Source organism: Limnothrix sp. FACHB-406, from assembly GCF_014698235.1.
In the GTDB taxonomy this organism is placed as follows: Bacteria; Cyanobacteriota; Cyanobacteriia; order CACIAM-69d; family CACIAM-69d; genus CACIAM-69d.
This window is the reverse complement of the sequence record NZ_JACJSP010000001.1, coordinates 262,842-287,497: the sequence shown is the minus strand read 5'-3', so window position 1 is coordinate 287,497 and position 24,656 is coordinate 262,842. Positions and strand designations below refer to the sequence as shown.

At 54.8% G+C, this 24,656-nt stretch carries 18 protein-coding genes and 1 riboswitch; of the genes, 13 read left to right on the top strand and 5 right to left on the bottom strand.

The features are described from left to right. Positions 1–66: 66 nt before the first annotated feature. Together purT and H6G53_RS01120 are read left to right on the top strand one after the other, a co-directional pair. On the top strand, positions 67–1,260 hold the full coding sequence (purT, locus tag H6G53_RS01125; protein WP_190530663.1) for a formate-dependent phosphoribosylglycinamide formyltransferase: 1,194 nt from the start codon (positions 67–69) through the stop codon (positions 1,258–1,260). Positions 1,261–2,005: 745 nt separating this feature from the next. Further along, positions 2,006–3,166 (top strand): histidinol-phosphate transaminase, encoded by a 1,161-nt coding sequence (locus H6G53_RS01120; RefSeq protein WP_099534619.1) that lies wholly within the window; start codon positions 2,006–2,008, stop codon positions 3,164–3,166. Between the two features lie 301 nt (positions 3,167–3,467). Here the strand turns inward: H6G53_RS01120 and H6G53_RS01115 are convergent, their stop codons facing one another. The 3 genes from H6G53_RS01115 to H6G53_RS01105 form a co-directional block, all read right to left on the bottom strand. After that, positions 3,468–4,757 carry a D-Ala-D-Ala carboxypeptidase family metallohydrolase gene (locus H6G53_RS01115; protein ID WP_190530662.1) on the bottom strand — a complete coding sequence of 430 codons (1,290 nt, stop codon included), beginning with the start codon at positions 4,755–4,757 and terminating at the stop codon, positions 3,468–3,470. A gap of 246 nt (positions 4,758–5,003) precedes the next feature. Further along, positions 5,004–6,398, bottom strand: a complete 1,395-nt coding sequence (locus tag H6G53_RS01110; protein WP_190530661.1) for a DUF3086 domain-containing protein — start codon at positions 6,396–6,398, stop codon at positions 5,004–5,006. A gap of 218 nt (positions 6,399–6,616) precedes the next feature. After that, entirely contained in the window at positions 6,617–7,084 is a 468-nt protein-coding gene (locus H6G53_RS01105) for a DUF3119 family protein (protein ID WP_190530660.1), read from the bottom strand. Positions 7,085–7,291: 207 nt separating this feature from the next. On the opposite strand from H6G53_RS01105, the gene H6G53_RS01100 reads away from it, so the two are divergent. The 10 genes from H6G53_RS01100 to H6G53_RS01055 all read left to right on the top strand — a co-directional run bounded on the left by H6G53_RS01100 (position 7,292) and on the right by H6G53_RS01055 (position 21,891). Next, positions 7,292–7,453, top strand: a complete 162-nt coding sequence (locus H6G53_RS01100; RefSeq protein ID WP_190530659.1) for a hypothetical protein — start codon at positions 7,292–7,294, stop codon at positions 7,451–7,453. Positions 7,454–7,484: 31 nt separating this feature from the next. Further along, complete coding sequence (locus H6G53_RS01095) at positions 7,485–8,063, top strand: VOC family protein (RefSeq protein ID WP_190530658.1); 579 nt, start codon at positions 7,485–7,487, stop codon at positions 8,061–8,063. 191 nt (positions 8,064–8,254) lie between these two features. After that, positions 8,255–9,202, top strand: coding sequence for an alpha/beta fold hydrolase (locus H6G53_RS01090; protein ID WP_190530657.1), 948 nt, complete (start codon positions 8,255–8,257; stop codon positions 9,200–9,202). A 230-nt stretch (positions 9,203–9,432) separates the two neighbouring features. Beyond that, the gene (locus tag H6G53_RS01085) at positions 9,433–10,014 is read left to right on the top strand and encodes a pentapeptide repeat-containing protein (protein ID WP_190354693.1); all 582 of its coding nucleotides are present in this window, start codon (positions 9,433–9,435) and stop codon (positions 10,012–10,014) included. A 750-nt stretch (positions 10,015–10,764) separates the two neighbouring features. Continuing rightward, positions 10,765–15,567, top strand: a complete 4,803-nt coding sequence (locus H6G53_RS01080; protein WP_190530656.1) for a CHAT domain-containing protein — start codon at positions 10,765–10,767, stop codon at positions 15,565–15,567. 82 nt (positions 15,568–15,649) lie between these two features. Next, positions 15,650–15,794: riboswitch (cobalamin riboswitch) on the top strand. Between the two features lie 648 nt (positions 15,795–16,442). Beyond that, entirely contained in the window at positions 16,443–18,692 is a 2,250-nt protein-coding gene (metE, locus tag H6G53_RS01075) for a 5-methyltetrahydropteroyltriglutamate--homocysteine S-methyltransferase (protein ID WP_190530655.1), read from the top strand. Then, positions 18,676–19,110, top strand: coding sequence for a hypothetical protein (locus tag H6G53_RS01070; RefSeq protein ID WP_190530654.1), 435 nt, complete (start codon positions 18,676–18,678; stop codon positions 19,108–19,110). The genes metE and H6G53_RS01070 overlap by 17 nt, the downstream gene beginning before the upstream one ends. Positions 19,111–19,210: 100 nt before the next feature. After that, entirely contained in the window at positions 19,211–20,590 is a 1,380-nt protein-coding gene (locus tag H6G53_RS01065) for a hypothetical protein (RefSeq protein ID WP_199309079.1), read from the top strand. Between the two features lie 12 nt (positions 20,591–20,602). Then, the gene (locus H6G53_RS01060; RefSeq protein ID WP_190530653.1) at positions 20,603–21,322 is read left to right on the top strand and encodes a ferritin-like domain-containing protein; all 720 of its coding nucleotides are present in this window, start codon (positions 20,603–20,605) and stop codon (positions 21,320–21,322) included. 101 nt (positions 21,323–21,423) lie between these two features. Beyond that, entirely contained in the window at positions 21,424–21,891 is a 468-nt protein-coding gene (locus H6G53_RS01055; protein WP_190530652.1) for a hypothetical protein, read from the top strand. Positions 21,892–22,097: 206 nt separating this feature from the next. Here H6G53_RS01055 and H6G53_RS01050 read toward each other — a convergent pair whose 3' ends face one another. Beyond that, complete coding sequence (locus H6G53_RS01050) at positions 22,098–22,427, bottom strand: DUF86 domain-containing protein (RefSeq protein WP_190530651.1); 330 nt, start codon at positions 22,425–22,427, stop codon at positions 22,098–22,100. Beyond that, positions 22,424–22,717 (bottom strand): nucleotidyltransferase family protein, encoded by a 294-nt coding sequence (locus tag H6G53_RS01045; RefSeq protein WP_190530650.1) that lies wholly within the window; start codon positions 22,715–22,717, stop codon positions 22,424–22,426. Before H6G53_RS01045 ends, H6G53_RS01050 begins: the two co-directional genes overlap by 4 nt. 135 nt (positions 22,718–22,852) lie before the next feature. On the opposite strand from H6G53_RS01045, the gene H6G53_RS01040 reads away from it, so the two are divergent. Beyond that, positions 22,853–24,655, top strand: a complete 1,803-nt coding sequence (locus tag H6G53_RS01040) for a proline--tRNA ligase (protein WP_190530649.1) — start codon at positions 22,853–22,855, stop codon at positions 24,653–24,655. Position 24,656: the final 1 nt, after the last annotated feature.

Genomic DNA, 24,656 nt, shown 5'->3' with positions numbered 1-24,656 from the left:
AAAACGTGGCCTCTGGTCTGGGGCTGCGGCGTTGATGATCGTTCAGCTATGGTGTGTTGAAAGTTCATGTCCGTCACCGGTTCTACTTTGCCTAAAACCTTTTTGCTGCTTGGCTCCGGCGAGTTAGGCAAAGAGTTTGCGATCGCGGCCAAGCGTCTGGGCAACCAGGTGATTGCGGTCGATCGCTATGCCAATGCGCCCGCGATGCAGGTGGCCGACGAGGCAGAGGTCATCTCAATGTTGGATGGGGATGCGCTGGAGTCGATCGTGACGAAGCATCGCCCAGATTTCATCGTTCCGGAAATTGAAGCAATTCGCACCGAAAAGCTCGCGGAATTTGAAGCACGCGGAATCACCGTCATTCCGACGGCCGCCGCCACCCACTACACCATGAACCGCGATCGAATCCGGGACTTGGCGGCGGGCGAGTTGGGGGTGCGCACGGCTCGCTATGGCTATGCGGCCACCTTGGCGGAATTGCAGGCCGTGGCGGCGGAGATTGGCTTTCCGAATGTGGTGAAGCCGGTGATGTCTTCGTCGGGCAAGGGCCAATCCGTGGTGCGATCGCCCGAGGAGCTAACCACCGCTTGGCAATACGCCACCGAACAGGGGCGCGGTGACCAGTCCAAGGTGATTGTTGAGGAATTTATTCACTTTGAGCTGGAGATCACGCTGCTGACGATTCGGCAGTGGGCGGGGCCAACGTTGTTTTGCCCCCCGATCGGCCATCGTCAAGAACGCGGTGACTATCAAGAATCCTGGCAACCGGCCCCGATCGCTCCGGAGCTGTTGAAACAGGCCCAATCGATCGCCCAACGGGTGACGGAGGCCCTGGGCGGCGCGGGCATTTTTGGGGTGGAATTTTTCATCACGCCTGACGCTGCCATTTTCTCTGAGCTGTCGCCCCGCCCCCACGACACGGGCATGGTCACTCTCATCTCCCAAAACCTGAATGAGTTTGAGTTGCACCTGCGGGCCATTCTGGGGTTGCCCATCCCAGAAATTACGGTTTACGAACCGGCTGCGAGTGCTGCCATTTTGGCCAATCGCCAGTCGGATCCCGCAGAGTCGGTGGTCTATGACGGGTTGGCGGAAGCCCTGATGGAGCCGGGCACGGATGTGCGGTTGTTTGGCAAACCCAGCACCCGTCAATATCGGCGGATGGGGGTGGCCCTGGCGCGGGCTGACTCGATCGACCAGGCCCGGGCCAAGGCCAATCGAGTGGCGCGATCGGTTCAGGTCAACCTGACGGGGCTATAGGGAGCCGATGGGGCCGCTGAATGTGCTGCTGGAGCGATCGCCTCCGAGGCCAGCGACGATCGCTCCCCAAGGTCGGGCAGAGCGGAGGCCCCAACCGGTTTTCGATTGCGTTTTCTGGAGTCCAGTGTTTTTGCAAGGAGAATCTCGGTATGATGAGGGCGATCATCCAAATGCATCCTCAAAAATCTTGAGAAAATGTTGGCCGCCGTGGTTTTGGGACTAGATCATTTTTGAAGAACCTTCAGCTCCATCCAGCCACCTTCAGGTCAAGCCATCTTCAAGCCATCTTTAGGTTAAATCGCCAATCAATTCTTGTTTCAATGCTGATCATTTTTGCGTTAACTGGTGGCTTTTCAACCCGGTGCTATGGAAGCCCCAACTAATCAACTTATCCAATGCATTGCATCAGCCCGGTTGAATTAGTCGGATTGAATGAGCCTGAGCGAATTAGCCCGACTAAATTAGCCCAATGAAACTAGCTTGATTAGACTGGCTTGCTTGAACTAGATTAAGTTTGTGTTCTACCTGTGATTCAGTTCGCGATTCAAGGGGGGGATCCTAGCCAAATCACAGACTAACTACAGATCAATAACAGATCAACAGCAGATCAATATCGGTGTTGCCCATCTAATTGCAGTTGAAATTGAATTTTTGGGGTTTGTTTCAGATTTTTTGTGCAGCCCATTCCGTTGTTTGAAGACGGAAGGCCGGTCAACCTCCCTAACAGCCATTTGTAGCCCGCACCATGTTGGAGTTTTTGCGTCCAGATTTGGTTGAGTTTGTCGCCTATCAGGCTCACCCGGGGGGAGAGTTACCCACGGGCGTTGAGATTGATCGTCTGGACACCAATGAATGTCCCTATCAGTTGCCGGAAGCGCTGAAAGAAAAACTCTGCTTAACCTATCAGAACCTGATTGAAACTAACCGTTACCCGGGAGGCGATCATACGGATCTGAAGCGGGCGATCGCCCAATACGTGAATGAAGCCTGCTCGGCCATTGCCAACGGCACGGCGGAGGCGATCGCCCCTGGGCAAATTTCCGTGGGGAATGGCTCGGATGAATTAATTCGATCGATCTTGATTGCCACCTGTGTGGGCGGTCGTGGTCGCGTGTTGGTGGCCCAGCCCACCTTTGGCATGTATGGGATTTTGGCCCAAACCCTGGGAATTCCGGTGGAACGAGTGGGCCGATCGCCCAAAACCTTTGAAATTGATCTGGATGCCGCGCGTCAGGTCATTGCCCAAGCGCAACTGACCCCCTCGCCCGTGCGGGTGGTGTGGATGGTGCATCCCAACTCCCCCACCGCCAACGCTCTGACGACGGCGGAACTCAACTGGTTGCGGGGACTGCCACCCAATATTTTGGTGGTGATTGACGAAGCCTATTTTGAATTCAGCCGTCGCACCGTGGTGGGCGAACTGCAAGCGCGGCCCAACTGGGTGGTTTTGCGGACGTTTTCGAAGGCGTTTCGATTGGCGGCCCATCGGGTGGGTTACGCGATCGCCAATCCCGAGTTGTCCGCCATTCTGGAAAAGGTACGCCTACCCTACAACCTGCCCAGCTTTACCCAAGCGGCCGCCCTCGCCGCATTGGCCCACCGCCGAGACCTGTTGGCGATCGTCCCAGAAATTTTGACGGAGCGCGATCGATTGCTCCAGCAGTTACGGGCCCTGCCAGGACTGGAACTGTGGGACAGCCAAGCGAATTTTCTTTATGCTCGCCTGAAGGGAGCCGCCAACACCGATGAAGCCATGGCTCATTTGGTTCAGCAGCTTAAGCAGCAGGGAACCCTGATTCGTCACACAGGAGGCGGATTGCGTATTACCGTGGGCAGCCCGGCGGAAAATGCACGTACTGTCGATCGAATGCGGGTGGCCCTGGCGCAAACCGTTGCCTCCCGCTAGGCGATCGGGCTGCAATTTGCTGAACCGTGCTGCCAAAATTTGCTGAAAAATTTGCAACAAAAGCGCTTCCCTCTGATCGATCAGGGGGAAGCCGTTTTTTAGCAGCCAGATTTTAGCAGCGAAGTTCGCGAAATTTTAGGGGATATCTGAAAAGTCATCACTGCCACCTTGCGAGTCTCATCGATCATCGAAAACAAGGGGCTGAAGCCCCTTGCTCCACGATGACTCGTGCTTTGCAGGCCTCTCAAGTTGCTTCTCAGACACCCGCTTAGGCGCTAGATGGGATTACCTGTCTCAGGCATTAATTGCCGTAATTCCACCGGGCCCGATACCCCCGGTTATCCACATGGGTGAAGGTGGAGCCATATCCCAGGCCCCCTTCCCACCAAGGATCCAGAATCCGCTGCACCGCTTGGGGCGAAAGACCCTCGACCACAAAATCCACCCCATGGCCGCGCATGTGGGTTGAGTTGGAAGCACCGCCCACAGCCCGGTTCACCGCTGGCGGTCGATACCAACTGGTGATGGTGATGGCGCGATCGCCCAATTTGGTGCGAATTCGCTGCATCTGTTGAGCCATCCGCACAATGTTGCGGGCAATTTCTTCCGACTCAGGGAGCCTGGTGCCGTCCTTAGTCGCTTCTCCCCAGAAAAAGGAACCGTTCGGCACAATTGGATCACGGGTTCCCACCACACCATAGCCAGGGATCCGAATGGCGGGGCCGCGGGAAGGCGCGGGGCTAGGACTAGGCGCGGGCGCAGGTTGAGGGGCGGGCGCGGGCGCGGGAGCCGGGGCCGGTCTTGGGGCGGGGGCTGGAGCCGGGGCGGGCACGGGGCTAGGAGCGGGAGCCGGGGCAGGGCTAGGAGCCGGACTGGCCGAAAGCAATTGATCGGCATCAATTAAGTCCACATGGCCGGCAAACACAAACCAAGTTTGGCGATCGCCCACCGGCTCACTGAGCTGCACCTGATAGTGGCTGCCCGATCGACTGATGGCCCGAATCCGAAAATCGCCCGGCGATACGGACACCTCTTCATCATCCTTGAGTTCTGCGGAAGAGACGGGGCGCTGCTTAAAGATGGTGGGCACTTTGACCCGAATCTTGGGCAGGGGCGGAAAATTAGTTGCGTCCTTTGGCGGCGGGTAGGGCGGCACGTTCAATAGCTCGATGTGCCCCTTAAACACGACCCAATTTTTGCGATCGCGCAGGGGCTGCATCAACACCACGCTCAGGTGGGAATCGGGCGCTTCTTCGTAGCTTTCAAGGGGAAATTCACCCCGGGCCACGCTCAGCTTCTCCGCGCTGCTCAGGGCCGAAGACAGGGCCACACGGGTTTTAAAAACGGTTTCGCTCTTGACAACCAGGGTGGGGACGGCGGCAATTTCCAAATGATCCTTAAAGATGAACCACTCTTGGCGATTCCCGATCGGCTCGATCAGGGTCACCCGATAGTGACTTCCTTCCAAGACGGCCGCCTGTACCGTGAGTTCGCGGGGGGCAACCGAGAGTTTTTCTGCGGTTGGCAGTTCACTCGACGAGACTGGCCGGCTTTTGAAGATCGTGGGTTGAACGATTTTCAGCTTCACCATAGGTTGCACCACACCGAAATACAGCGCCCAGTGATCTTGAACTGGTTGCAGTTACTTGGACATGCTAGCCATCAATAGGTTGGATGGCTTGAAGCTTCAAGGATTTTTACGAATTTTGCCACTCTCGTTGCCCGATCGCCATGGGGCTTCAGCCCTCGATCGCTTGGATTGGCCCTAACAACTGGCCCTAACAACTCATTCGCGGTGTCTACTCGATCCTGACCATTGGTGTCGGCTAGCTCAACGTTAGTAGTCATAGCTGCTGCCGCCGAGGCCGCTGGGGGGCGCAATCCGGGGATCCGGCGCGATCGCCAGCCATAGGGGGAACTGCAACAACGAAAGGCTAATGCGACCGTCGGACTCGTCCACCACAATGAACGGCACGCCACCGCCCCGCTGGATTCGATCGGCCCGTTGCGCCAAGGGATCCGGGGACTCAAATAGCATTACGCCCTGTTCGGCCCCAAAGTCGGCGCGGGAAATGCCCAGGGAGTCTTGCAGGCCGCGCCGCCAGTCGCCCAGCCGCTCGGGACTGTCGATCAGGATCAGGGTTCGGAGTCGATCGCCATGGATGGCCCGCAGCACAGAGATGGTGGCGGAAACCACCAGGATGTTTTGTAGGCGGCTGCCCATGGTGCGCAGGGCCCCTCGACCGCTGAGGTCAAAAAACCACTGACTGACCCGATCGGCGTGAACCTGCTCAAAGGTGCGCCGCAAACGCCACGGGGGGCCGTAATAGTCCGGCCGGGTGCGATATCGCTCTAGGATTTGCTCAATTTTGCGGCGATCGCCCTGAAATTGTCCCTCGATCGCGGTGGGTGGCGTGGGGGCCGATCGCTCCGGAGCCGGGGCTGGAGTTGGGGCGGGCGGCGGCGCAAAGGATAACTCCTCAGCGGCGGCCACCAACTCTTGCAAACTGCCCACCAGGTAGTCCTTGAAACCCTGAACCCTGGCGGCAACGTTTTGGGATGCACCGGCGAACGTGCTTTTCATTTCCTGGCGAATTCGTTCCTGACGGCGCTCCAGTTGCTCAATGCTGGCGGTCAGGTTTTGGCGGCGCTGTTCCAGCTCGGCAGTTCCCAAGCTGAGAATGCGGCTGAGGTCGCGACGGGCTTGGGCAATTTCCGCCAGCAGTTGATCGCGTTGCTCTTGGAGATCGGCCACGCGATCGGCTAAGTCTTGGGTGGCTGATTGGGAATTTTGGGAATTTGAAGTTGGCGCTGGGTCGAGATTGGGCTGTGCGCTTGGATCGGGATCTGGGTTTGGATTTGGGTCTGCACTTGAAGTGGCTGCTGGCGTTGCTCGATCGGGGTTATCCGCCGGAGGCGCTGCCGACTCTGGGGCCGCGACGATCGGGGCCGGAGCCACCGGGGAGCTGTCGATCGGGGATGGTGCGCCGATCGTGTCCGGTGTCGCTGTCGGTTCCGGGGCGGGGGAAGCCTCGGGGGCCAAATCGGTGATCGATTCCCCTGTGGCTGTCAGCGCTGCTGTGCTCGATCGATCTGCCGAGCTGACCGGTGTTCCGGTCGTCGCCGCTTCTCCCACCTGGGGCGATGGGGCAGGGGTGGGCAACGGTTCATCGTCCCAGTTGGTTTCCGAGGGGCGATCGATCGATTCGGACAGATCAGCAATATCAGACATTTCAAGCACTAGATTGCAAACAGTGGAACGCTCAAGCGGAACAACACTGAGCGTTTAAACCTTGGCCGCCATCATCCCAGTTCCTTGGACAATTATGATTCGTAGCCCCACCCGATCTTCGGTCGGGTTTCCCGAAAGTGACCGATCTCGCCAATTCCATCGCGCCCGCTCGATCGCCCTCAGAAATTTCCCCGGCGCTCGATCGTGCCCCAGCGGCCCTATTGCCAAGCGCGGCGCTTAGGTAGTTGTTTCGCTTCCAAACAGGCCCGCAAGAGCTTGGGGTCAAACAAAATGGGCAGGAAATGCAAGCTCTTCACTTCCTTGAAATAGAACAGGGTCGGTAGGTAGTACCAAAAGATATCCCAGTTTTCCCAATCCTGGTAAGGAAAGCGCCGAATCAGCTTGTCGCCCCGGTAAATGTCCAAAGCCGTTGCCGTGAACAACAGCCGCAGGGTGGCCGCTTGCAGGGTCAAAAACGCCGAAAACGCCGCCAGCGCCAACGCCGCCAACAAGTTCCAAGCCAAAAACAGAATTGAGATGGCCGCCAACCCCGTGGGCAACACAAAATCCGGCGGCAGTTCGATCACCTCCGAATCAGGCAGCGAGCCAGCGGTGGTTTCCCCAGGGGCGATCGGGGACAAGTCGGGCGACTGGACAGCGGATGGGGTTGCGTTGGGTTCAGACATACTTAGGCGATCGCGAGTTGGAATCAATTGGGACGCGAGTTGAAATCAATGTTGAAATCAATTGGGATCAGTTGAGATCAAAAAAATACAGCAATAGCTCTGGAATAGCTCTGGGTATGGCTCTGGGATTGCTCCAGACCGCTTTGGCGTTGAGCACAGTCATTTCAACGCGGCAAACATTTCAACGCGGCAAAACGCAGCGATTGGATGACCAAGGGCAGCACTCGCTGTCCCATTCTAAGAGGATGTTTGGAACGGCGCGATCGATCCTGCCCTTCACCCCTGGTCTGTGACTCATGCGCCGGTTCTCAGCACCTTTCTCCGCAAATTTACGGCAACGACACCCACCCGATCGCCCTGTTAACCTGAAAGGCACGAAGCGTTGGGAAAGCATGGAGCGATGGAAACAGCAGTCGATCGAGTGGTGAACCCTGAAGCGATCGCGCCGGATGTGACCCCGGAAGTTGATTCGCCATCTTTGTCTCCTTTGCCTTGTGGGTTGGCATCCGCCCCGTCAGCGTCCGTTGGATTGGGACCAGCCACCCTGCGCAAGGTTCACCACATCGCCCTCAACGTCAAGGATATGGAGGCCGCCCGTCGCTTTTATGGTGGTCTGTTGGGTCTGGAGGAGTTAACGGGCGATCGGGTTCCCAGCACCCTCAAATCCCTGGTGGCGGCGGGCAAGGTTGCCAACTTTTTGCTCCCCGATGGCTTGATTTTGGATTTGTTTTGGGAGCCAGACCTACAGCCGCCGCACCCGGATCCGGGTCAGCAATTTACCCGCGCCAATCATTTGGCCTTTGATATTGCCCCCGAAGCGTTCGATCGCGCCCTTGCTGTCCTTCAGCAGCACCAAGTGGCGATCGCCCATGGGCCCGTCACTCGCCCCACCGGTCGCGGTGTTTACTTTTACGACCCTGACGGATTCATGGTAGAAATTCGCTGTGATCCGGATCCAAAGTCTTCGGAGTCCAGTTAAGAAATCACCGTTGTTGCATTCACCCTTCGCCCCATCTTTGAACCCAATTTCAAAACTCAATTTCAAAGCTCAATTTCAAAGCTCAAGTTCATGAGCCAGTTTCAAAACTCAAGTTCATGAGCCAATTTCGGAAGATATCTGAAAAGCCGAAACAGACACCTGAATTTAGCCATTATTTGCGAGCAAAAACCATGACTAATCTGAAAAATTCGACTGATCGCGCCACTCAATTTTATGATTGGCAAGGCTATCGCTGTAGCTATGATCAGTGGGGAACAGCCCAGCCGAATCAGCCAGTTTTGTTATTAATTCACCCGATCGGGGTTGGCCTATCGCGACACTTTTGGACGCGGTTCATTAATGCTTGGGAGCGATCGGGCAGTGCCTTAGCCATCTTTAATCCAGATTTGTTGGGCTGTGGGGATGCGGCCAAGCCTCGTTACGCCCTTTATCCAGAAGATTGGGCCGATCAACTGCTGCATTTTGTGCAAACGGTGGTGCAGCGGCCGGTGATTTTGGTGGTGCAAGGGGCGTTGTTTCCCGTGGCGATCGAGATGGTGGAGCGATCGACCCATGCCAACAATGCCAACGGGGCGATCGACATTCGCGGCCTGATTCTCTCGGGGCCGCCTGCTTGGCAAGTGATGGCCGAAGTTGCGCCAAAGTGGCAACAGAAATTGCTCTGGAATGGGCTGTTTGACTCTTGGATCGGGGCTGCTTTTTTTCAATATGCGAAGCGGCGGCAATTTTTGAGTTCTTTTTCGGCAAAACAGCTTTTTGCTGCCTTGCCAGACATTGACGAAGAATGGCTTTCCATGCTGGATCAAGGGGCTGCGGATCCGGCCAGTCGCCATGCGGTTTTTGCGTTTCTGGCTCGGTTTTGGCAGAAGGGCTATGCCGAAAAAATTCGCAAAATCCCCTACCCAACCTTGGCCTTGTTTGGGGAAACCGCTTCTAGCATCAGCAAAAGCGGCAAGCAGGAAAGTCCCGATCAGCGTCTCAATCTTTACCTTGAAAACCTTCCCCAAGGTGAAGGCTACAAACTTCCAGGACGGAATGTTTTGCCCTATGAATCCACCGCAGCTTTCACCCATGCGGTTTCAGAATTCACCCTCAAACTGCTTGTAAAGATAGATTGACTGGAAGGGAATAAAAACTAAATCAATCGATAATTAAGCCAACTCGTTTCTACTCATCGTTATTCTGAACAGAATAGAGGGAAGCAGTGAGATTGTCGATTACCCAGAATTGATGACAATACTTCGTCATAATTCAGTCATATTGAGCAGTAACAGCCCTTTGTGACGACAAGGGGCGATCGATTTGGCTCATTCCCAAGCCAATTGAAGTAAATGGGGTGAATAACGTCATGGATGCAGATGAACTGTTGGGGCGCTATCGCTTAGGAGAACGGAATTTTCGAGGTGCAGATCTCAGTGAAGTTAATCTGATTGCGGCTGAGCTACCGGGAATTAATTTGAGCGAAGCCAATTTGGTGTTGGCTAACCTAACCCGTGCCAACTTGAGTGAAGCCAATTTGAACGGTGCAAACTTGATTGGGGTGGATTTGATTGGGGTGAATCTCAGTCGAGCTAGCCTCACTTGGGTCAGGGCGATCGGGGCCAACTTTACCGGAGCCAATTTATCAGCCACTAACTCGATCGAAGCGGTCTTCACCGGGGCAACCTTTGATGGTGCTAATCTTCATCGACTCTGCGCTTTGGGAGCTGATTTTGTGGGCGCATCGTTGGTGGGAGTGAACTTACAAGAAGCAAATATTTTGGGAGCCAATTTTGCCGGGGCCGACCTGCATATGGCAAAGTTAGCCGAGTCCAATTTCCAGGATGCCTATTGGAAGTCTGCCAAGTTGCCTCCCGATTTAATGTTGAAATTACGTCAACATCAGCGCCATCGAATTCATAGCGCTGACACGAGTGCTGAAACGGCCTAAAGGCGCTTAACTGATTTTTGGGAGTGTGGTTTTCGCTCTGTTCACTAGTGAAAAAAGCAGGCCATAAACTTGTAATCCAAAGGATCGATGGCATTGATCAATCATTTCTGGCGCTGCGAGTAATTGCAAAAATGGCAGAAATTTTGGACACCATGCCTGTTTGGATGCTCAAGAAAGTCTGACAGTCATCAGGGTTTATCTTTTTTATTTGAGAATTGATTGCAAAGTCACAACAAGATCACACAGTTACTTGAGGCTGAGTTTCAAGTCTAATTCTGATATTCGCTTGATACAGCCTTTACCTAAAATAATTGGCACGCCATATCACAGATACCATGAAGCAACGGCTCGGTGGGCAGTGCCCACCCTACGGGCTACTAATCGAGGTAAGGGCTGTATTCATTGGTTCTGATATTCATTGCGCTAAAGAATTACGAATGAAAAATTCGGCGTTTTTGTCTGTAATGAGAAAAATTAATAATAGAACTTGATCAGTAATTTAATTGACGGTTTCATCAGTTTTTGAATGGATTCAGAACCGGATCTTGAACAGCCTGCATCGTTTCTAAATTTCATAAACGAATGTTCTAGACTGGCCAGGGAGCGTCTGGGATCAAATTCTTGCGAAAAATGGGTATGTTGCTTGTTGAGCAGCTCTCCAGAAACTTCAGCGATTTGATGGCATCTTGATTTTGCTTGCGTCTTGATCTCGCTGGATCTGACTCCTACTCACTGCTTGTTGTCCTTACCATGCATGTCTTGCGGAACTTAGGTGGCTGCTCCTTCGTGGGGGCAGGTGTTGGGGGCTGTTTAATTGCGGGAATTGCGGGTTTTTTGACGATCGGGAGCCTGGGTGCTGACTCGGGGGCGGTTTGGGCCCAGTCGATCGCCCCGGCGGCCGACGGCACGGGCACGGTGGTGACTCCCCAGGGCGATCGCTTAGATATCAGCGGCGGCAGTCGATCGAGCGATGGGGCCAACCTGTTCCACAGCTTTGAGCGGTTTAATCTCAACACCCAGGAAATTGCGAATTTCCTGGCCACGCCGGACTTGCGCAACATTCTGGGGCGTGTGGTGGGGGGCGATCCGTCGCGAATTGATGGACTCATCCAGGTCAGCGGTGGCAACCCCAATCTGTTTTTGGTGAATCCAGCGGGTTTGGTGTTTGGGCCCAATGCTCGGCTGAATGTGCCCGCTTCCTTCACGGCCACCACGGCCACGGGTGCGAGCTTTGGTGAGTCTGGGGAATTTTGGTTCCAAGCGACAGGAGCCAATCAATACGCGAATTTGTTGGGCGATCCAACGGGGCTGGCGTTTGCCCTGTCGCAACCGGCAGGAATTTTGAACCGGGCGGCCCTGGCTGTGCCAACGGGCCAAAGCTTGAGTTTGGTGGGGGGCGCGGTCTTGAGCGTGGGAACCCTGTCGGCTCCGGGGGGGCGGCTGATGGTGGCGGCGGTTCCGGGCGATCGCTTTGTGCGGTTCACGCCGGAAGGGTCGGTGCTGGCGTTGGATTTGCCGATCGGGGGGCGGCCCGGTGCGGATTTGGCGTTGGACCCGATCGCCCCGCGAACCATTCCGGAACTGCTGGCGGGGCAACCGGTCACGGCCAATGCCTTGACGGTGCGGCCTGATGGCACGGTTTCGATCGGCCATTCTGAGGGCCCCTTGGCGGCGGGTGATGTGGCGGTGCAGTCAGCCACGGCCGGAACGGCCACCCTGTCGGCGGCCCATAACTTGCTGCTGCTGTCTAGTCAGCTCAGCACCACGGGCGATTTACATTTACTGGCGGGACAAGCGGCGATCGGGCGCGACAATTCCACGAATCCTTTGCGGTTGAGCGCCGGGGGACAGTTGACCCTCTGGGGCGATCGGCAGGTGGATCTATACGGCTTGCACCACTCCGACAGCGGCATCATCAGTGATCTCAATCTTTTTTTAGTGAGTTCAGGGGCGATCGCCGGGAATTTGCCCCTGCGCACGGGTGGTCAATTGTTTGTGACGCAACCGACGGGCGATCGGGTGCTGTTTCGCACGGTCTTTGAACCGATCTTCAGCGATCGCGATGGTCAAACCACCCTTGCCTTCGGCTCCACACCCGCCCGCAGCAACCGCGCTCCCTTCATTTCCTCGCCCGTGGTTGCTACCACCACCACTAGACCCACTACGCCCTCACCCAGCAGCACCAGTTCCAGCAGCAGCACCAGCACTGGCTCCACAACCCTACGCCCTGTCGTTCCTTTGAACCCTACGGGCACAACGGGCACGGGCACGGGAACAACGGGCACGAGCACAGGGACAACGGGTACGATCAACCCCGGATCCATTACCCTGATTCCCGGCACAACCAACGATCCCCCCAGTACCAATCCAACCCTGAGCAGTTCAGTGTCGCTGATTCCGGTGGCTCCCATGCAAACTGGCTCCAATTCCAGCACCACCAACACCACCGTTAGCGGCCTGAACACTTCCTTTAGCTTGATCCCGATCGCCCCTGTGGACTCAACCACAACCAATTCCACCAATTCAGAGGATGAGGACGATCGATCTGCTTTCTTGCCTGTGAAGCCGATCGTGGTGAACAACAATTCCAACACCGCTAATACCGGGAACACTGGCCCTTCATTCACGGTGGCTACGGTCAACATCAGCCTTGACGGAGCAAACTTTGGTGGCTTATTGACACCAACCAATCAAGGAATCCATTTCTCTACCGGCAAGGCACCCATTTCGGCTCCTTGGGCCGCCAATGTGGATGGGTTAGTGCAGTCCACCTTGGCCAACACCACTGAACAACCGGTGAGCGCGGGGGGGAGTAGCCCAGTGGCGGGAACTGCCAATGCTGGGAATACGAACCTGATTGGCAATAACCTAAGCGCGGCCATTAGTTCCGATTCGATCGTGCAGCGGGCGAATCTGGCCTCCGCTGCCTTTGCGGCGAACCCGGCATCGGTGAACGGCGTTGCTGGCAATGCGGCCCCTGTGACCAGTGCAGTTCCCACATCCACGAATTTGTCGATCGCGCCATTGATCGCGCCTTCTTCCGGCCAGTCTCCCAATGCAGCGCCTTTGGTTCCGCCCTCGGGGGTGACGGATGCGGCCAACAACTCGATGGTGGGAACCTTGGCAACGGGGCTACCGGTGAGCAGTAACCCCTTACCTAACAGTGGTGCAATTGGAGAGGGTGGCTCGAACCTGGCCCATTCGGCCGGCGTGGTGGATTTCCAAACCAACCAGGCGATTAACCAAACGGCTTTACTGGGGTCTCGATCGCCCGGTTTGGAGAGCACAAATTCCTCGGGAATCCCCGCCAACGGCTCAGTAACCGATCCAGGGCAAGTGTTGAATTTGCAAGCCTTGCGGGCCGAAACCCTGCAAGCAGCCCTTTGCGACAACACCGTTTGGTTAGATTGCCAACGCAAAGACCTTGAGCGGGCCCGCAACAGTGGCGATCGCAAGGCGATCGTGGTGGCCTTGCAGCGGTTGGGTCGGGCCCACTACCAAGCGGGTGAATATGGCGATGCGATTTTGGCCCATCGTGAAAGTCGTGATTTGGCAACGGATCAGCCCCTGTTGGCCGCGATCGCGGAAAGTGACCTGGGCAGTAGTTATGGGGCTTTGGGTCAATACCCAGAGGCGATCGCCCATTATGAGCAGGCCTTGGCCCTGTTGCGATCGAACCCTGCGCCCACGTTGGAAAGCAATATCCTGAATAACTTGGGTCTGATGGCGACCAATCAACAAAACCTGGAGCAAGCCCGCGCCTATTTTGCACAGTCCTTGGCGATCGCCCAGCAGCATCAGGATCTGAGCAACCAAGCCCGCGCCCTCACCCAAATTGGCCTGCTGGATTACCAAGCCACGCGCTACGAGGCGGCCGTGAAAGCCCATCAGGCCAGTTTGGCCCTGGCGGAACAGGCGAACGATCAACCGGCGATCGCCCGCACCCTCGATAATTTGGGCTTGGCCTACTATGCCCAAGGGGACTATGGAACTGCGGCCACGGTTCAACAAAAGGCCCTGGCCCTGTCCCAGGCCTTGGGCGATCGCCACGGTACGGCGCGGGCCCTGTCTAACCTGGGAGATACATACTATCGACTCCAAGACTTTGACGCGGCCACGGATTATCTGCAACGGGCGATCGCCTCTTGGGAACAGGTGCGCGAGAACCTGACCAGCGATGGGGCCCGGCTGGCGATTTTTGAAACCCAAGAAACCACCTACAGCACCTTGCAAACGGTGTTGATTGCGGCCCAAAAACCGGAACAGGCCCTGCTGGCCAATGAACGGGGTCGGGCCCAAGCCCTCTTGAAACTGTTGGCGGAGGAAAGCCAATGGGGCGATCGATCCGCCGCGCGATCGGCCCCAACTCCCAATCCATCGGAATTGACGGACTCGATCGACCTAGGGCAAATTCAGCGGGTGGCCCGCGAGCAGTCCGCCACGCTGATTTCCTACGCGATCGAGCGGGATACCCGAGACCACGAGGGCCAACGCCAGCTCCTCGACTTAGCCATCAATATTTGGGTGGTGCAACCTTCGGGACAGGTGCATTTTCGCCAAGTGCCCTTGCCCAACAGCCAAACCCTACGCGATCAAATTCCCCTGTTGCGGTTGTTTTTGGGAACACGCACCGCCAGCCGATCAGCCCAGTCCACGGTGAACGGCAACCGGCGATCGATTACCCCCGGTTTGCGCCAGCTCCATCGCCTGTTGATTGAGCCGATCGCCGAATGGTTACCCACCCAACCGGGCGATCAATTGATTGTGATGCCCCAGCAGGATCTGTTCCTGGTGCCCTTTTCTGCCCTGCAAGATGATCAAGGCCGATATCTCATCGAGCGCCACAGTTTGGCCATGGCTCCTTCAATTCAAGTGCTCGATCGCACCCAACGCCAGGCCCAGCGCCTGCGCCAGGGAGGAACAGCCCTGACCGATCGCCCCTTGATCGTGGGTAATCCAACCATGCCGCGTCTACCCAGCAGCCGATCCAATACTCGATCGCAATTGGCCCCGCTGCCCAATGCGGAAATCGAAGCCCAATCAATCGCCCACATGTTGAACGCTCGTCCCCTGTTGGGATCCCAAGCCACCAAAGCCGCCGTCCTGGGGCAAATGGAGCAAGCCAGCCTGATCCACTTGGCCACCCATGGAATTCTGGATGCGAAACATGGCCTAGACAGCGCGATCGCCCTGGCCCCCAGCAACAGCCCAGGGGATGATGGTTGGCTGACCGCCCGAGAACTACTGAACCTGGACTTGAAGGCGCAGTTAGTCGTTCTCAGCGCCTGCAACACTGGCCAGGGGGCAATTTCCGGTGATGGGATTGTGGGCCTATCCCGATCGCTCCTGGCGGCCGGAACCCCCAGCGCGATCGTCACCCAATGGGCCGTGCCCGACGCACCCACCGCCTTCCTGATGACCCAGTTCTATCAATTCCTGGGGCAAGGAATGGACAAGGCGGCGGCCCTGCGCCAAGCCACCCTAAGAACCATTCAGGAATATCCCGACCCGATCGACTGGGCCGCCTTCACCCTGATTGGCGACACCCGATAGTTCAGTCTCCAATAGACTCCTGCCCAAAAGGTGAGCATTGATGAATTCCCATCTCACCAGCGCTGAAAGTTGGGGAAACGATGCTATACTGCACCGAGTCGGTTCTAGCGGGGAGCAGCCGCCAGAGGTAACGGGGAAAGTTCGGTGTAAATCCGGCACTGTCCCGCAGCTGTGAAGGAGAAGCGTTTCTCCGAGTCAGAATGCCCGCCGATTCAATCCTACAAAGCACCACACATCTGCGAGGTACAGATGAACCTACAGCATTTTGCTGACGACCCCCAGAAAATTGGGTCGTCAAGCTTTTACAGCGCAACATTTCAGCTCAGCACCTTGACCGTGCCTTCCTGTCCGGCAAACTTCTAAGTCCAGGCGGGCGTGGATCCTAATTCCCTCAAAGAGCTGACCGCTAGGGCAATCCAGTTTCTACCCAATGGCAAGGGCCAACCACGATGACCGGGGACTGACTATCAGGTTGCCCGATCGCTGGTTGCAATTTGGAATTTCTCCAGATTATGAGAAACCCGATCGCCCCGTCAAAATTAGCGGGACTTGGTGTCAGCGGGACTAAAAAGACCGACAAACTCAACCTTCGTCGCTCTCACCAGTGACAAACTCCAGCACAGGGGCACAACCGCCAATCTTGCGAACCTAGCCCCCAAAGCGAGACTTAGGCAACCTCAGAGTAATGCCCACACTCGCTGCATCTTGGCTGGATTAGGTCTGTTTGTCGCCCAGGACTTGGTTTCAACATTCATTCCTTGACATCGCGCGGACTTGCCTAGCCGATCAGCGGGTGCTCGATCGAACAGAGCACCCCTCAATGGCGGTGTCATCGTCACTCAACATTTCACAAAATTTCAGGAGCCTCGATTCCCATGGTTATTCAAACCGCCACCTTGGGCTATGCCCGCATGGGTAAAAATCGTGAAGTCAAAAAGGCCCTAGAGTCTTTTTGGTATGGCAAGTGTGAGATCAGCGCCTTGCGATCGGTCGTAGAAGCCGTGGAAACCCACGCTTGGATAACCCAGTTAAAGGCTGGGGTCGATCGAATTGCCGTCGGAGACCAAACTCTTTACGACCACGTTCTAGATTGGTCGGTGCGTCTGGGGTTAATTCCCGCTCGGTTTCGGCAGTTCACAGGCATTGATCAGTACTTTGCTATGGCCAGGGGCAAAGACGGGATTCCTGCCCTCGAAATGACGAAATGGTTTGATACCAACTATCACTATCTCGTGCCCGAAATTGAGTCTGATCTTGCTCCCGCGGCCAATTTCGATGATTTTCTGGCAACGGTCAAGCGAGCACAGCTCATTCTCCGCGATCGGGCGACTCCCGTGATCCTCAGTCCGGTCACGCTGCTCACCCTCAGTCGGCGCTCCAACGATCTCTACTCAGATTTGGATCGGTTGCTGCCTCTCTACCTTGACCTGCTGGGGCAGTTGAAATCTCTGGGAATCACCGAGGTGCAATTCCATGAGCCAGCCTTGGTGACCAGTCATGCCGGCGATTTAGAAACTGCCATTAAACATACCTACCATCAGCTAGCAACTGCGGGGCTGCCGATTCAACTGGTGACCTACTTTGATGATCTGGGGGATGCCTATAGCTGGGTGATGCAGCTCCCGGTAGCTGGAGTTAGCCTCGATTTCACGCGAGGCAACAATCTGTCTTTAGTGAAAGCCCATGGCATTCCTCGCGACAAAGTGCTTGGGGCCGGTGTTGTGGACGGGCGGAGCGTTTGGGCAATTGAACCCAAGGGACTGCTGGAACTGCTTCAGGAATTGCAGGCAATCACACCAAATTTGCGCGTTCAGCCCTCCGCGTCGCTCCAGTTCGTTCCCCATGATGCAACCTGCGAAACTCAACTCCCCCAACCTTTGCGCGATGTCCTCAGCTTTGCGGAGCAAAAGTTAACGGAAGTGGTGTTGCTGGCCAGGGGCCTCAACGGACAAGACATTGCCCATGAGCAAGCGGCGATCGAGTTGCGTTGGCAGGCATTCAAGCGCTTTAACTTGCCCAATCCGGTGGTGCGCGACGTGTTGCAAACCCTAAAAGTAGAGAATTTTCAGCGCTCCCTTCCCTATGAGCAACGACTGAATCGGCAACCCAAACTCCCTCCCTTGCCCACCACCACGATCGGTTCTTTTCCTCAAACCCAAGACATCCGACAACTGCGGCTCCGATACAAAAAGGGAGAAATTTCCCAAACAGACTATCACCAGGCGATCGATATCAAGATTGCAGAGTGCATCAAGCGCCAAGAGGAAGTTGGGCTAGATGTGCTAGTCCACGGTGAATTTGAGCGGACTGACATGGTGGAGTATTTTGGACAGCAACTCCAGGGCTTTGCCTTCACAACGGATGGATGGGTGCAGAGTTATGGCAGTCGTTGTGTGCGCCCACCCATCATTTATGGTGATGTGTCCCGCTTGCAACCCATGACCGTTCGGGAATTCCGAGTTGCACAATCGTTGACAAACAAGCCAGTGAAGGGAATGCTCACTGGCCCAGTCACAATGATCAATTGGTCATTTCCCCGAGCTGACCTCCCGCGCCGTGAACAGGCCATGCAGATTGCGCTGGCTTTACGAGATGAGGTTGCCGATTTGGAAGCCGCCGGAGCTGCCATGGTGCAAGTGGATGAACCGGCTCTCCGGGAAGGGTTGCCCTTGAAATCTGCCCGGTGGAATGAGTACCTCAGTTGGGCTGTGGATTCGTTCCGATTAGCCACCGGTGGCGCGAAGGCTGAAACCCAGATTCACACGCACATGTGCTATTCCGAGTTTGGAGACATTATTGAGCACATTGAGCGTCTAGATGCTGATGTTCTATCCATTGAAAATAGCCGCAGCAACAACGCAACGCTCTTTGAAATTACGGATGCTGGATATCAGTATCAAGTTGGGAACGGGGTCTATGATGTCCACAGCCCAAGCGTTCCTAGTGTGGAGCAAATTCTCCAACAGTTGCGCACTGGTGTTGATCTTTTGCCTGTTCAGCAAACCTGGATTAATCCTGACTGCGGGCTAAAAACTCGCCAGTGGGAAGAAGTGCTTCCTGCGCTCAAAAATATGGTGCTCGCCACGCAAAAGCTACGGGAAGAAATTCATGATTCATCCCACTAGTTCAAGGTTGCCTGACCTGACTGTTGAGTCACCTACTTTTATTCAGGAAAACTTCCTGTATATCGGCTATGTTGCATGGCAGGGCTACCTCAAACATGGACGAGGAATCGTGGCTTGTGCGGCGAAAGAAACGGTGACTACTCGCTTGGGCTGGATTGAGAATGTAACAGCAAGGTCTGTGCAATATATTCCGTTTGACCTTGCTGCTTTATATCTTGACCTTTGCCTTGTGCCTGTTAGTTCAATCGATCGCCTGTTGAACACAATCAAAACCTATGCACCCGATCGAGAAATTTTGATTTTGGTCAAGCACGGTCAAGAGGTTGAGATTGACTGGCTGCAAAACCTAGCAATTGCGCCTTCTGAGTGTTATCGCCAAGTGTGCGATCGCTGGTCAGAGTTTAATTTGGCTTCTTAACTCGATAGGAGCTGAATTAACACCAAAAATTTCAAGGTTGATGATTGATTCGGCCTATCAGCTCGATGAATGAGCTAGCTCATTGTGTCCTCTTTCATTTATGAATAAGCAGTCAATTTTGGCATTGGCAGACCATCCCACCGTGGCAGTGACAGGGCGAGTGGATCATTGGCTACATGATCCTGCGGGGCGATTGCCCGTGAGCTGCACGGTTCTGGCTGTGCAGGATCGAATGGATGGCCCGGATGGCATCGAAGACAGTTGGCATTTCACGAGCCAGGCCCTCCGCTATGGGGCCGGTGTCGCGATCAACTTGTCAGCGCTGCGGCCCGCTGGTACGGTTTCGCCGAATGTCACGGCCTCTGGCCCCACATCTTTTGCCCGCATTTACAGTGTTCTGAATGAGACGATCCGCCGGGGCGGCCGATTTAAAAACGGAGCGGTCAATTTGCATCTGGATAGTCATCACCCCGATGCTCAGGACTTTATTAATATTCCAATTGATCGCTTGCCTTGGGCTAAACGCACGCTAATTGTCCATGATGATTTGCTGCAATTGCCATACCTAAATGACATCATGGAGCAAATGCAATCCGGCAGTTTGTGGCTCTCTAAAGCTCGGACTGACGCTGCGGGAAATTTGCTGTATGGCAATGTTTGCAATGAAATCTTCTTGCCGTCACGGGGAACCTGTTTGCTGCAGCATGTCAACTTGGGAATGTGCTGCATTGAGGATATTCCTGATGCTTTCGAGCATGGTATGAAGATGCTCTGTGCAATTCACCCTGTGACTGGTGTGGGTGAGAGCGGCCTTTATCGATCGCCCGAACACGATCGACAGGTGGGGTTGGGGGTAATCGGCTTGGCATCGCTTTTGGCGATCGAAGGGATTACTTATCATGAGTTAGTTGAAGCTTGGGAATTGCGCCTGCGGCCGATCGACCACACCAAAAATCAAACCAAGGCCGATCGATTAGTGGGCAGTCTGATTGAAGGGTTCGATCGTGCTGCGGCTTGGGCCCGAAAAAAGGGAATGGAGCGCAGTCTAACAATTGCGCCAACGGCTTCCTGTGCTTATCGCTATGTTGATCGCGACGGCTACACAACAACACCGGAAATTAGCCCCCCGATCGCCTGTGAAGTCGATCGCTACAGTGGCGTTTTTGGGATTCAAACCTATGATCATCATCCCCGAGTAGAAATTGCTTCAGAAGTGGGGTATGAGGACTATTTCCGATTGGCCAATTGTTGGCAGCAAAGTATGGAAGCGACGGGACAGGCTCACTCGATATCCTTTAACGTTTGGGATACCCAGGTGATTGATCAAGCTTTCCTAGAACAATGGATGAGATCGGCTCTCTGGACAACCTACTATCGATTACCAGTCCGTCAGCAGGTTGCCCTTGATAAAACCATCATTCAACAGAAACAGGTCACTTGCGATCTGGCGGCTGACGAATGTGTTGCTTGTGCTGAATAGAAAGGACTTCTGATGGACTTTTACACTGAACAATTAGCTCGTAAGCGCTCTTGGACACCCACTTGTGGCGAAAAAATGAATACAGTGCCGGGGGCAGATCAAGTTTTGGGGCGGGCCCTGGCTCTGCGCATTCTTGAATTAGAAGTGGCGGAATGGCTAGACGAGGCTTTGGGTAAAACGACACTTCCAGCAACAGCAGTTGAATGTCTGCGCTCTAATATTCTGGACGAGGAACGGCACGACAAAGTATTAGGCATGGCCGCTCAAATCTATCAATTAACGACAGATAGAGATGAAGAAACAGCCAAGCAAATTCACCAGCAATGGATTAATCATCCTGATCACCCGCTGGTTAAGGCCTTTGTATTAGAAAATTCTGTTTTCTTTGTGATTTTGCCCTTGCTTCGGATGTTTGGTGGTGTGGGTTTAGGAATCATCTCGGGCGATATTTCTGGTGATGAGTCTGTCCATGCGGCTGTGCATCGCCAAATAGCTCATGATCTGGGATTGACCTACAGCAGTTCCTTAGACCGTCTCAGAAGAGATACCGTTGGTTGGCTTGTTGATGGCTTGCGGATTCCTGAAGCAGGACGCTCTGGGAAGCCTCAACGTTGGTTGGATGCATCAGATAGCTTGCTCTATCAAGGTGCCTCTGATTTGGTGGAAACCCGCCGCGCGATTCAGCCTGCATTTTTTGAAATTGCTAACGATGCCCTGCCGAGTTATCGATAGCTGGTCAGGCAGCGGCTTGGATTCTATCACTGACAATCGTATTTTTCAACTTTTTCGACCATGGTTTTTGATTTGAAGTTGTGACGAATTGGAGTTTTTGTATGGCGACATCTTCTTCTGATTGGCAGGAGTCCTTTGTTGCCACAAATTTAATTGTTCTGGGATATAACGCTTGGAGTAATTATCTGGCGGGAGGACGAGGTGCAGTTATTTGTAGCTTGAATTCACCGCAACTCAATATTACAGGAGAAACATTTCGCACCCATTATGTTGTGAGGCCACGGCTCGCAGCATTTTTAAATGCTTGGCTAGCCTTTCCTGACACGGTTATTTTGAATCATCACCATATCAATGGTCACATCTTGCAAGCCGTTGACAGCTATAACCCCGAAACCGATCTGGTTTTGTTGCTGGAATCTGGCGCTCAAGCCGCTTTTTTGTACTTACGCGCTTTGCCCATTTCGCCTCCTAAAAGTTATCAAGTTGTTTGCCGAATTCAAGATGAATTTCGTCTTGAACAACCGAATGCTGCTGAGGTGGGGCAATCTGGAATCGGTCTGAATTTCTAGTGAAACTGGCTGCGGTCTGTCGGCTTCTGGGGCGATCGCCCTGCCCGATCGCCCCAACAGCAATATTCTGAACTGTGCATTGCTCCTGGCTGTTTTATGCGTCTGTCCTGAGCCTTGTTCGTCACCCTTCGTGAAGACCCCAGGTTTCGCAAGGCTCAACCTAACCTACTGACTATTGGATTATCGCACTACTATTTTTGATAGGATTATGAGTCAAGAATGACTTGAATTTGAGATTTCAATTCAGGAATCTCTTGATCAACAATTCTCCAAACAATTCTTAGATCAACTCGAAAGTATTCATGAACCAAGAGATTTCGGAAGCCAATAATATCACGCCAAGCAATATTTGGGTATTGACTATAGGTTTCCCTGCTGATCGCTCTTGCCGCCTCGCCAATAATTTGTAGTTGAAGTAGGATCCAGCCTTGAATTAATTCATTTTCAAAAAACTCTTTCTCACCTCTTTGTGCATATTTTTCTATTTTTTGAATAGCCTCTTGGATATCTTTGATTCGCTCAAGGTCATTTCTCATAAGGGGCAGGCTTCTTGTAAAACCTCTTGGCGAATTCGATCTTTCAAACCGGCAGGAGTCACCACATCAACTCTAATGGCGAGTAAGTCTTCTAAATCTCGAATCAACCCCACCGGAAACCAAGGACTAATGCGACTGAGATCGTAATCCACCAATAGATCCAGATCGCTATGGTGATCAGCCTGCCCACGGGCAACGGAGCCAAAAATGCGGACATTGTAGGCTCCGTGTTGCGCCGCAATTTCTTTGATGCGTGCTCTGAGCACTGGGGTTAAGTCGTTGAGTGTCATCGGCTGTCATTTTTTTATTCCGATCGTAATGGATCGGCTTGCCAAGCGTCAGGCTCACCCCATTACCCGCGCGATCGCCCTGCCCGATCGCCCCAACTGCGATATTCTGGACTGTGCATTGCTCCTGGCTGTTTTATGCGTCTGTCCCAAGCCCTGTTCGTCACCCTTCGTGAAGACCCCGCCGAAGCCGTTGTCACCAGCCACAAGCTGTTGCTGCGTGCGGGCTACATCCGCCAAATCGGTAGCGGGATTTATGCCTATTTGCCCTTGATGTGGCGCGTGCTGCAAAAGGTGTCGCAGATTGTGCGCGAGGAAATGGACGCGACGGGCGCGCAAGAATGCCTGCTACCGCAATTGCAACCGGCGGAACTGTGGCAGGAGTCCGGCCGCTGGGATGTATACAAAGCAGAAGGAATCGCCTTTACCCTGAGCGATCGCCACGATCGGGAGCTGATGCTCGGGCCCACCCACGAGGAAGTGATCACCACCGTGGCCAAGGAACTGATCCGTTCCTATCGCCAACTGCCGGTGAATTTGTATCAAATTCAAACCAAATTCCGCGATGAAATTCGCCCGCGCTTTGGCCTGCTGCGGGGTCGCGAATTCATTATGAAGGATGCCTATTCCTTCCACACCTCGCCCGAAAGCCTGAAGGAAACCTACGACGCGATGGATCAGGCCTATCGAAATATGCTGCGCCGTTGTGGCCTGAAGTTCCGGCCGGTGCAGGCCGATTCCGGGGCGATCGGGGGCAGCGCCTCCCAGGAATTTATGATCCTGGCGGACACGGGCGAAGACGAAATCCTGTTCACGGAAGATGAGCAGTACGCCGCCAACGTGGAAAAAGCTGTGTCGCAGCCAGTGGATGCGGTTCCTTCGCCCTTTACGAGTTTTGAAACCCTGGAAACGCCAGACACCACCACGATCGCCCGCTTGTGCGAGGTGCTGAAGTGCGACCCGACCCAGGTGGTGAAAAACGTGCTCTATGAAGCCGTGCTGGATAACGGCAAGCGAGTGCTGGTGCTGATTAGTATTCGGGGCGATCGGGACGTGAACGAGGTGAAGCTGTTCAACGCGATCACCCAGCGGGCCCCGAACTACGGCGGCACGAAGGTGCTGGCCCTGAAAGTGCCCGATGCGGATGCCCAAGCCGCCTGGGCCGCCAAACCCTTGCCCCTGGGCTACATTGCACCAGACTTGAGCGACGACCACATCGCCCAGGCCAAGGACACGGCTCCCCAATTCCTGCGGCTCGTGGATCCGAACGCCAGCCAGCTTCAGAACTTTGTGACTGGCGCGAATCAACCGGGCTATCACGTGGTGGGGGCGAACTGGGGCGCTCAATACAAACTGCCGGAAGTGGTGGAGCTGGACTTGGCGCGGCCGGGCGATCGGGCGGTGCATGACCCCTCGCAAATTCTGCAATCAGCGCGGGGCATCGAAGCCGGTCACATTTTTCAACTGGGTCTGAAATATTCCCAGGCCATGGGCGCGGCCTTCACGACGGAATCCGGCGAGAGCCAGCCCTTTTGGATGGGCTGCTACGGCGTGGGGGTGTCGCGGATTGCCCAGGCGGCGGTGGAACAGTCCCACGACAAAAATGGCGTGATTTGGCCAGTGGCGATCGCCCCGTACCAAGCGATCGTCACCGTGCCGAACATTGCCGACGAAAACCAAATGGCGATCGCCCAGCAGCTCTACAGCGACCTGAATGTAGCAGGCATCGAAACGATCCTGGACGATCGGGAAGAGCGGGCCGGCGTGAAGTTCAAGGATGCCGACTTGATCGGGATTCCGTTCCGGGTGGTGACGGGCCGGGCGATCGCCCAGGGCAAGGTGGAACTGGTGACGCGGGCGACGGCCACGGCCGAAGAAGTGGCGATCGCGGAGTTGGTCAGCACGTTGCAAACCAAAATCACCGAAGCCTTGCAGGCATAGC

Excerpts from the sequence above, each read along its gene's own strand:
- H6G53_RS01115 (WP_190530662.1), bottom strand. The coding sequence starts at position 4,757 with ATGGTGAAGCTGAAAATCGTTCAACCCACGATCTTCAAAAGCCGGCCA.
- H6G53_RS01090 (WP_190530657.1), top strand. The coding sequence starts at position 8,255 with ATGACTAATCTGAAAAATTCGACTGATCGCGCCACTCAATTTTATGAT.
- H6G53_RS01050 (WP_190530651.1), bottom strand. The coding sequence starts at position 22,427 with ATGAGAAATGACCTTGAGCGAATCAAAGATATCCAAGAGGCTATTCAA.
- H6G53_RS01120 (WP_099534619.1), top strand. The coding sequence starts at position 2,006 with ATGTTGGAGTTTTTGCGTCCAGATTTGGTTGAGTTTGTCGCCTATCAG.
- H6G53_RS01040 (WP_190530649.1), top strand. The coding sequence starts at position 22,853 with ATGCGTCTGTCCCAAGCCCTGTTCGTCACCCTTCGTGAAGACCCCGCC.
- H6G53_RS01085 (WP_190354693.1), top strand. The coding sequence starts at position 9,433 with ATGGATGCAGATGAACTGTTGGGGCGCTATCGCTTAGGAGAACGGAAT.
- H6G53_RS01070 (WP_190530654.1), top strand. The coding sequence starts at position 18,676 with ATGATTCATCCCACTAGTTCAAGGTTGCCTGACCTGACTGTTGAGTCA.
- purT (WP_190530663.1), top strand. The coding sequence starts at position 67 with ATGTCCGTCACCGGTTCTACTTTGCCTAAAACCTTTTTGCTGCTTGGC.
- H6G53_RS01045 (WP_190530650.1), bottom strand. The coding sequence starts at position 22,717 with ATGACACTCAACGACTTAACCCCAGTGCTCAGAGCACGCATCAAAGAA.
- H6G53_RS01060 (WP_190530653.1), top strand. The coding sequence starts at position 20,603 with ATGGACTTTTACACTGAACAATTAGCTCGTAAGCGCTCTTGGACACCC.
- H6G53_RS01110 (WP_190530661.1), bottom strand. The coding sequence starts at position 6,398 with ATGTCTGATATTGCTGATCTGTCCGAATCGATCGATCGCCCCTCGGAA.
- H6G53_RS01065 (WP_199309079.1), top strand. The coding sequence starts at position 19,211 with ATGAATAAGCAGTCAATTTTGGCATTGGCAGACCATCCCACCGTGGCA.
- H6G53_RS01080 (WP_190530656.1), top strand. The coding sequence starts at position 10,765 with ATGCATGTCTTGCGGAACTTAGGTGGCTGCTCCTTCGTGGGGGCAGGT.
- H6G53_RS01055 (WP_190530652.1), top strand. The coding sequence starts at position 21,424 with ATGGCGACATCTTCTTCTGATTGGCAGGAGTCCTTTGTTGCCACAAAT.
- H6G53_RS01100 (WP_190530659.1), top strand. The coding sequence starts at position 7,292 with ATGACCAAGGGCAGCACTCGCTGTCCCATTCTAAGAGGATGTTTGGAA.
- metE (WP_190530655.1), top strand. The coding sequence starts at position 16,443 with ATGGTTATTCAAACCGCCACCTTGGGCTATGCCCGCATGGGTAAAAAT.
- H6G53_RS01095 (WP_190530658.1), top strand. The coding sequence starts at position 7,485 with ATGGAAACAGCAGTCGATCGAGTGGTGAACCCTGAAGCGATCGCGCCG.
- H6G53_RS01105 (WP_190530660.1), bottom strand. The coding sequence starts at position 7,084 with ATGTCTGAACCCAACGCAACCCCATCCGCTGTCCAGTCGCCCGACTTG.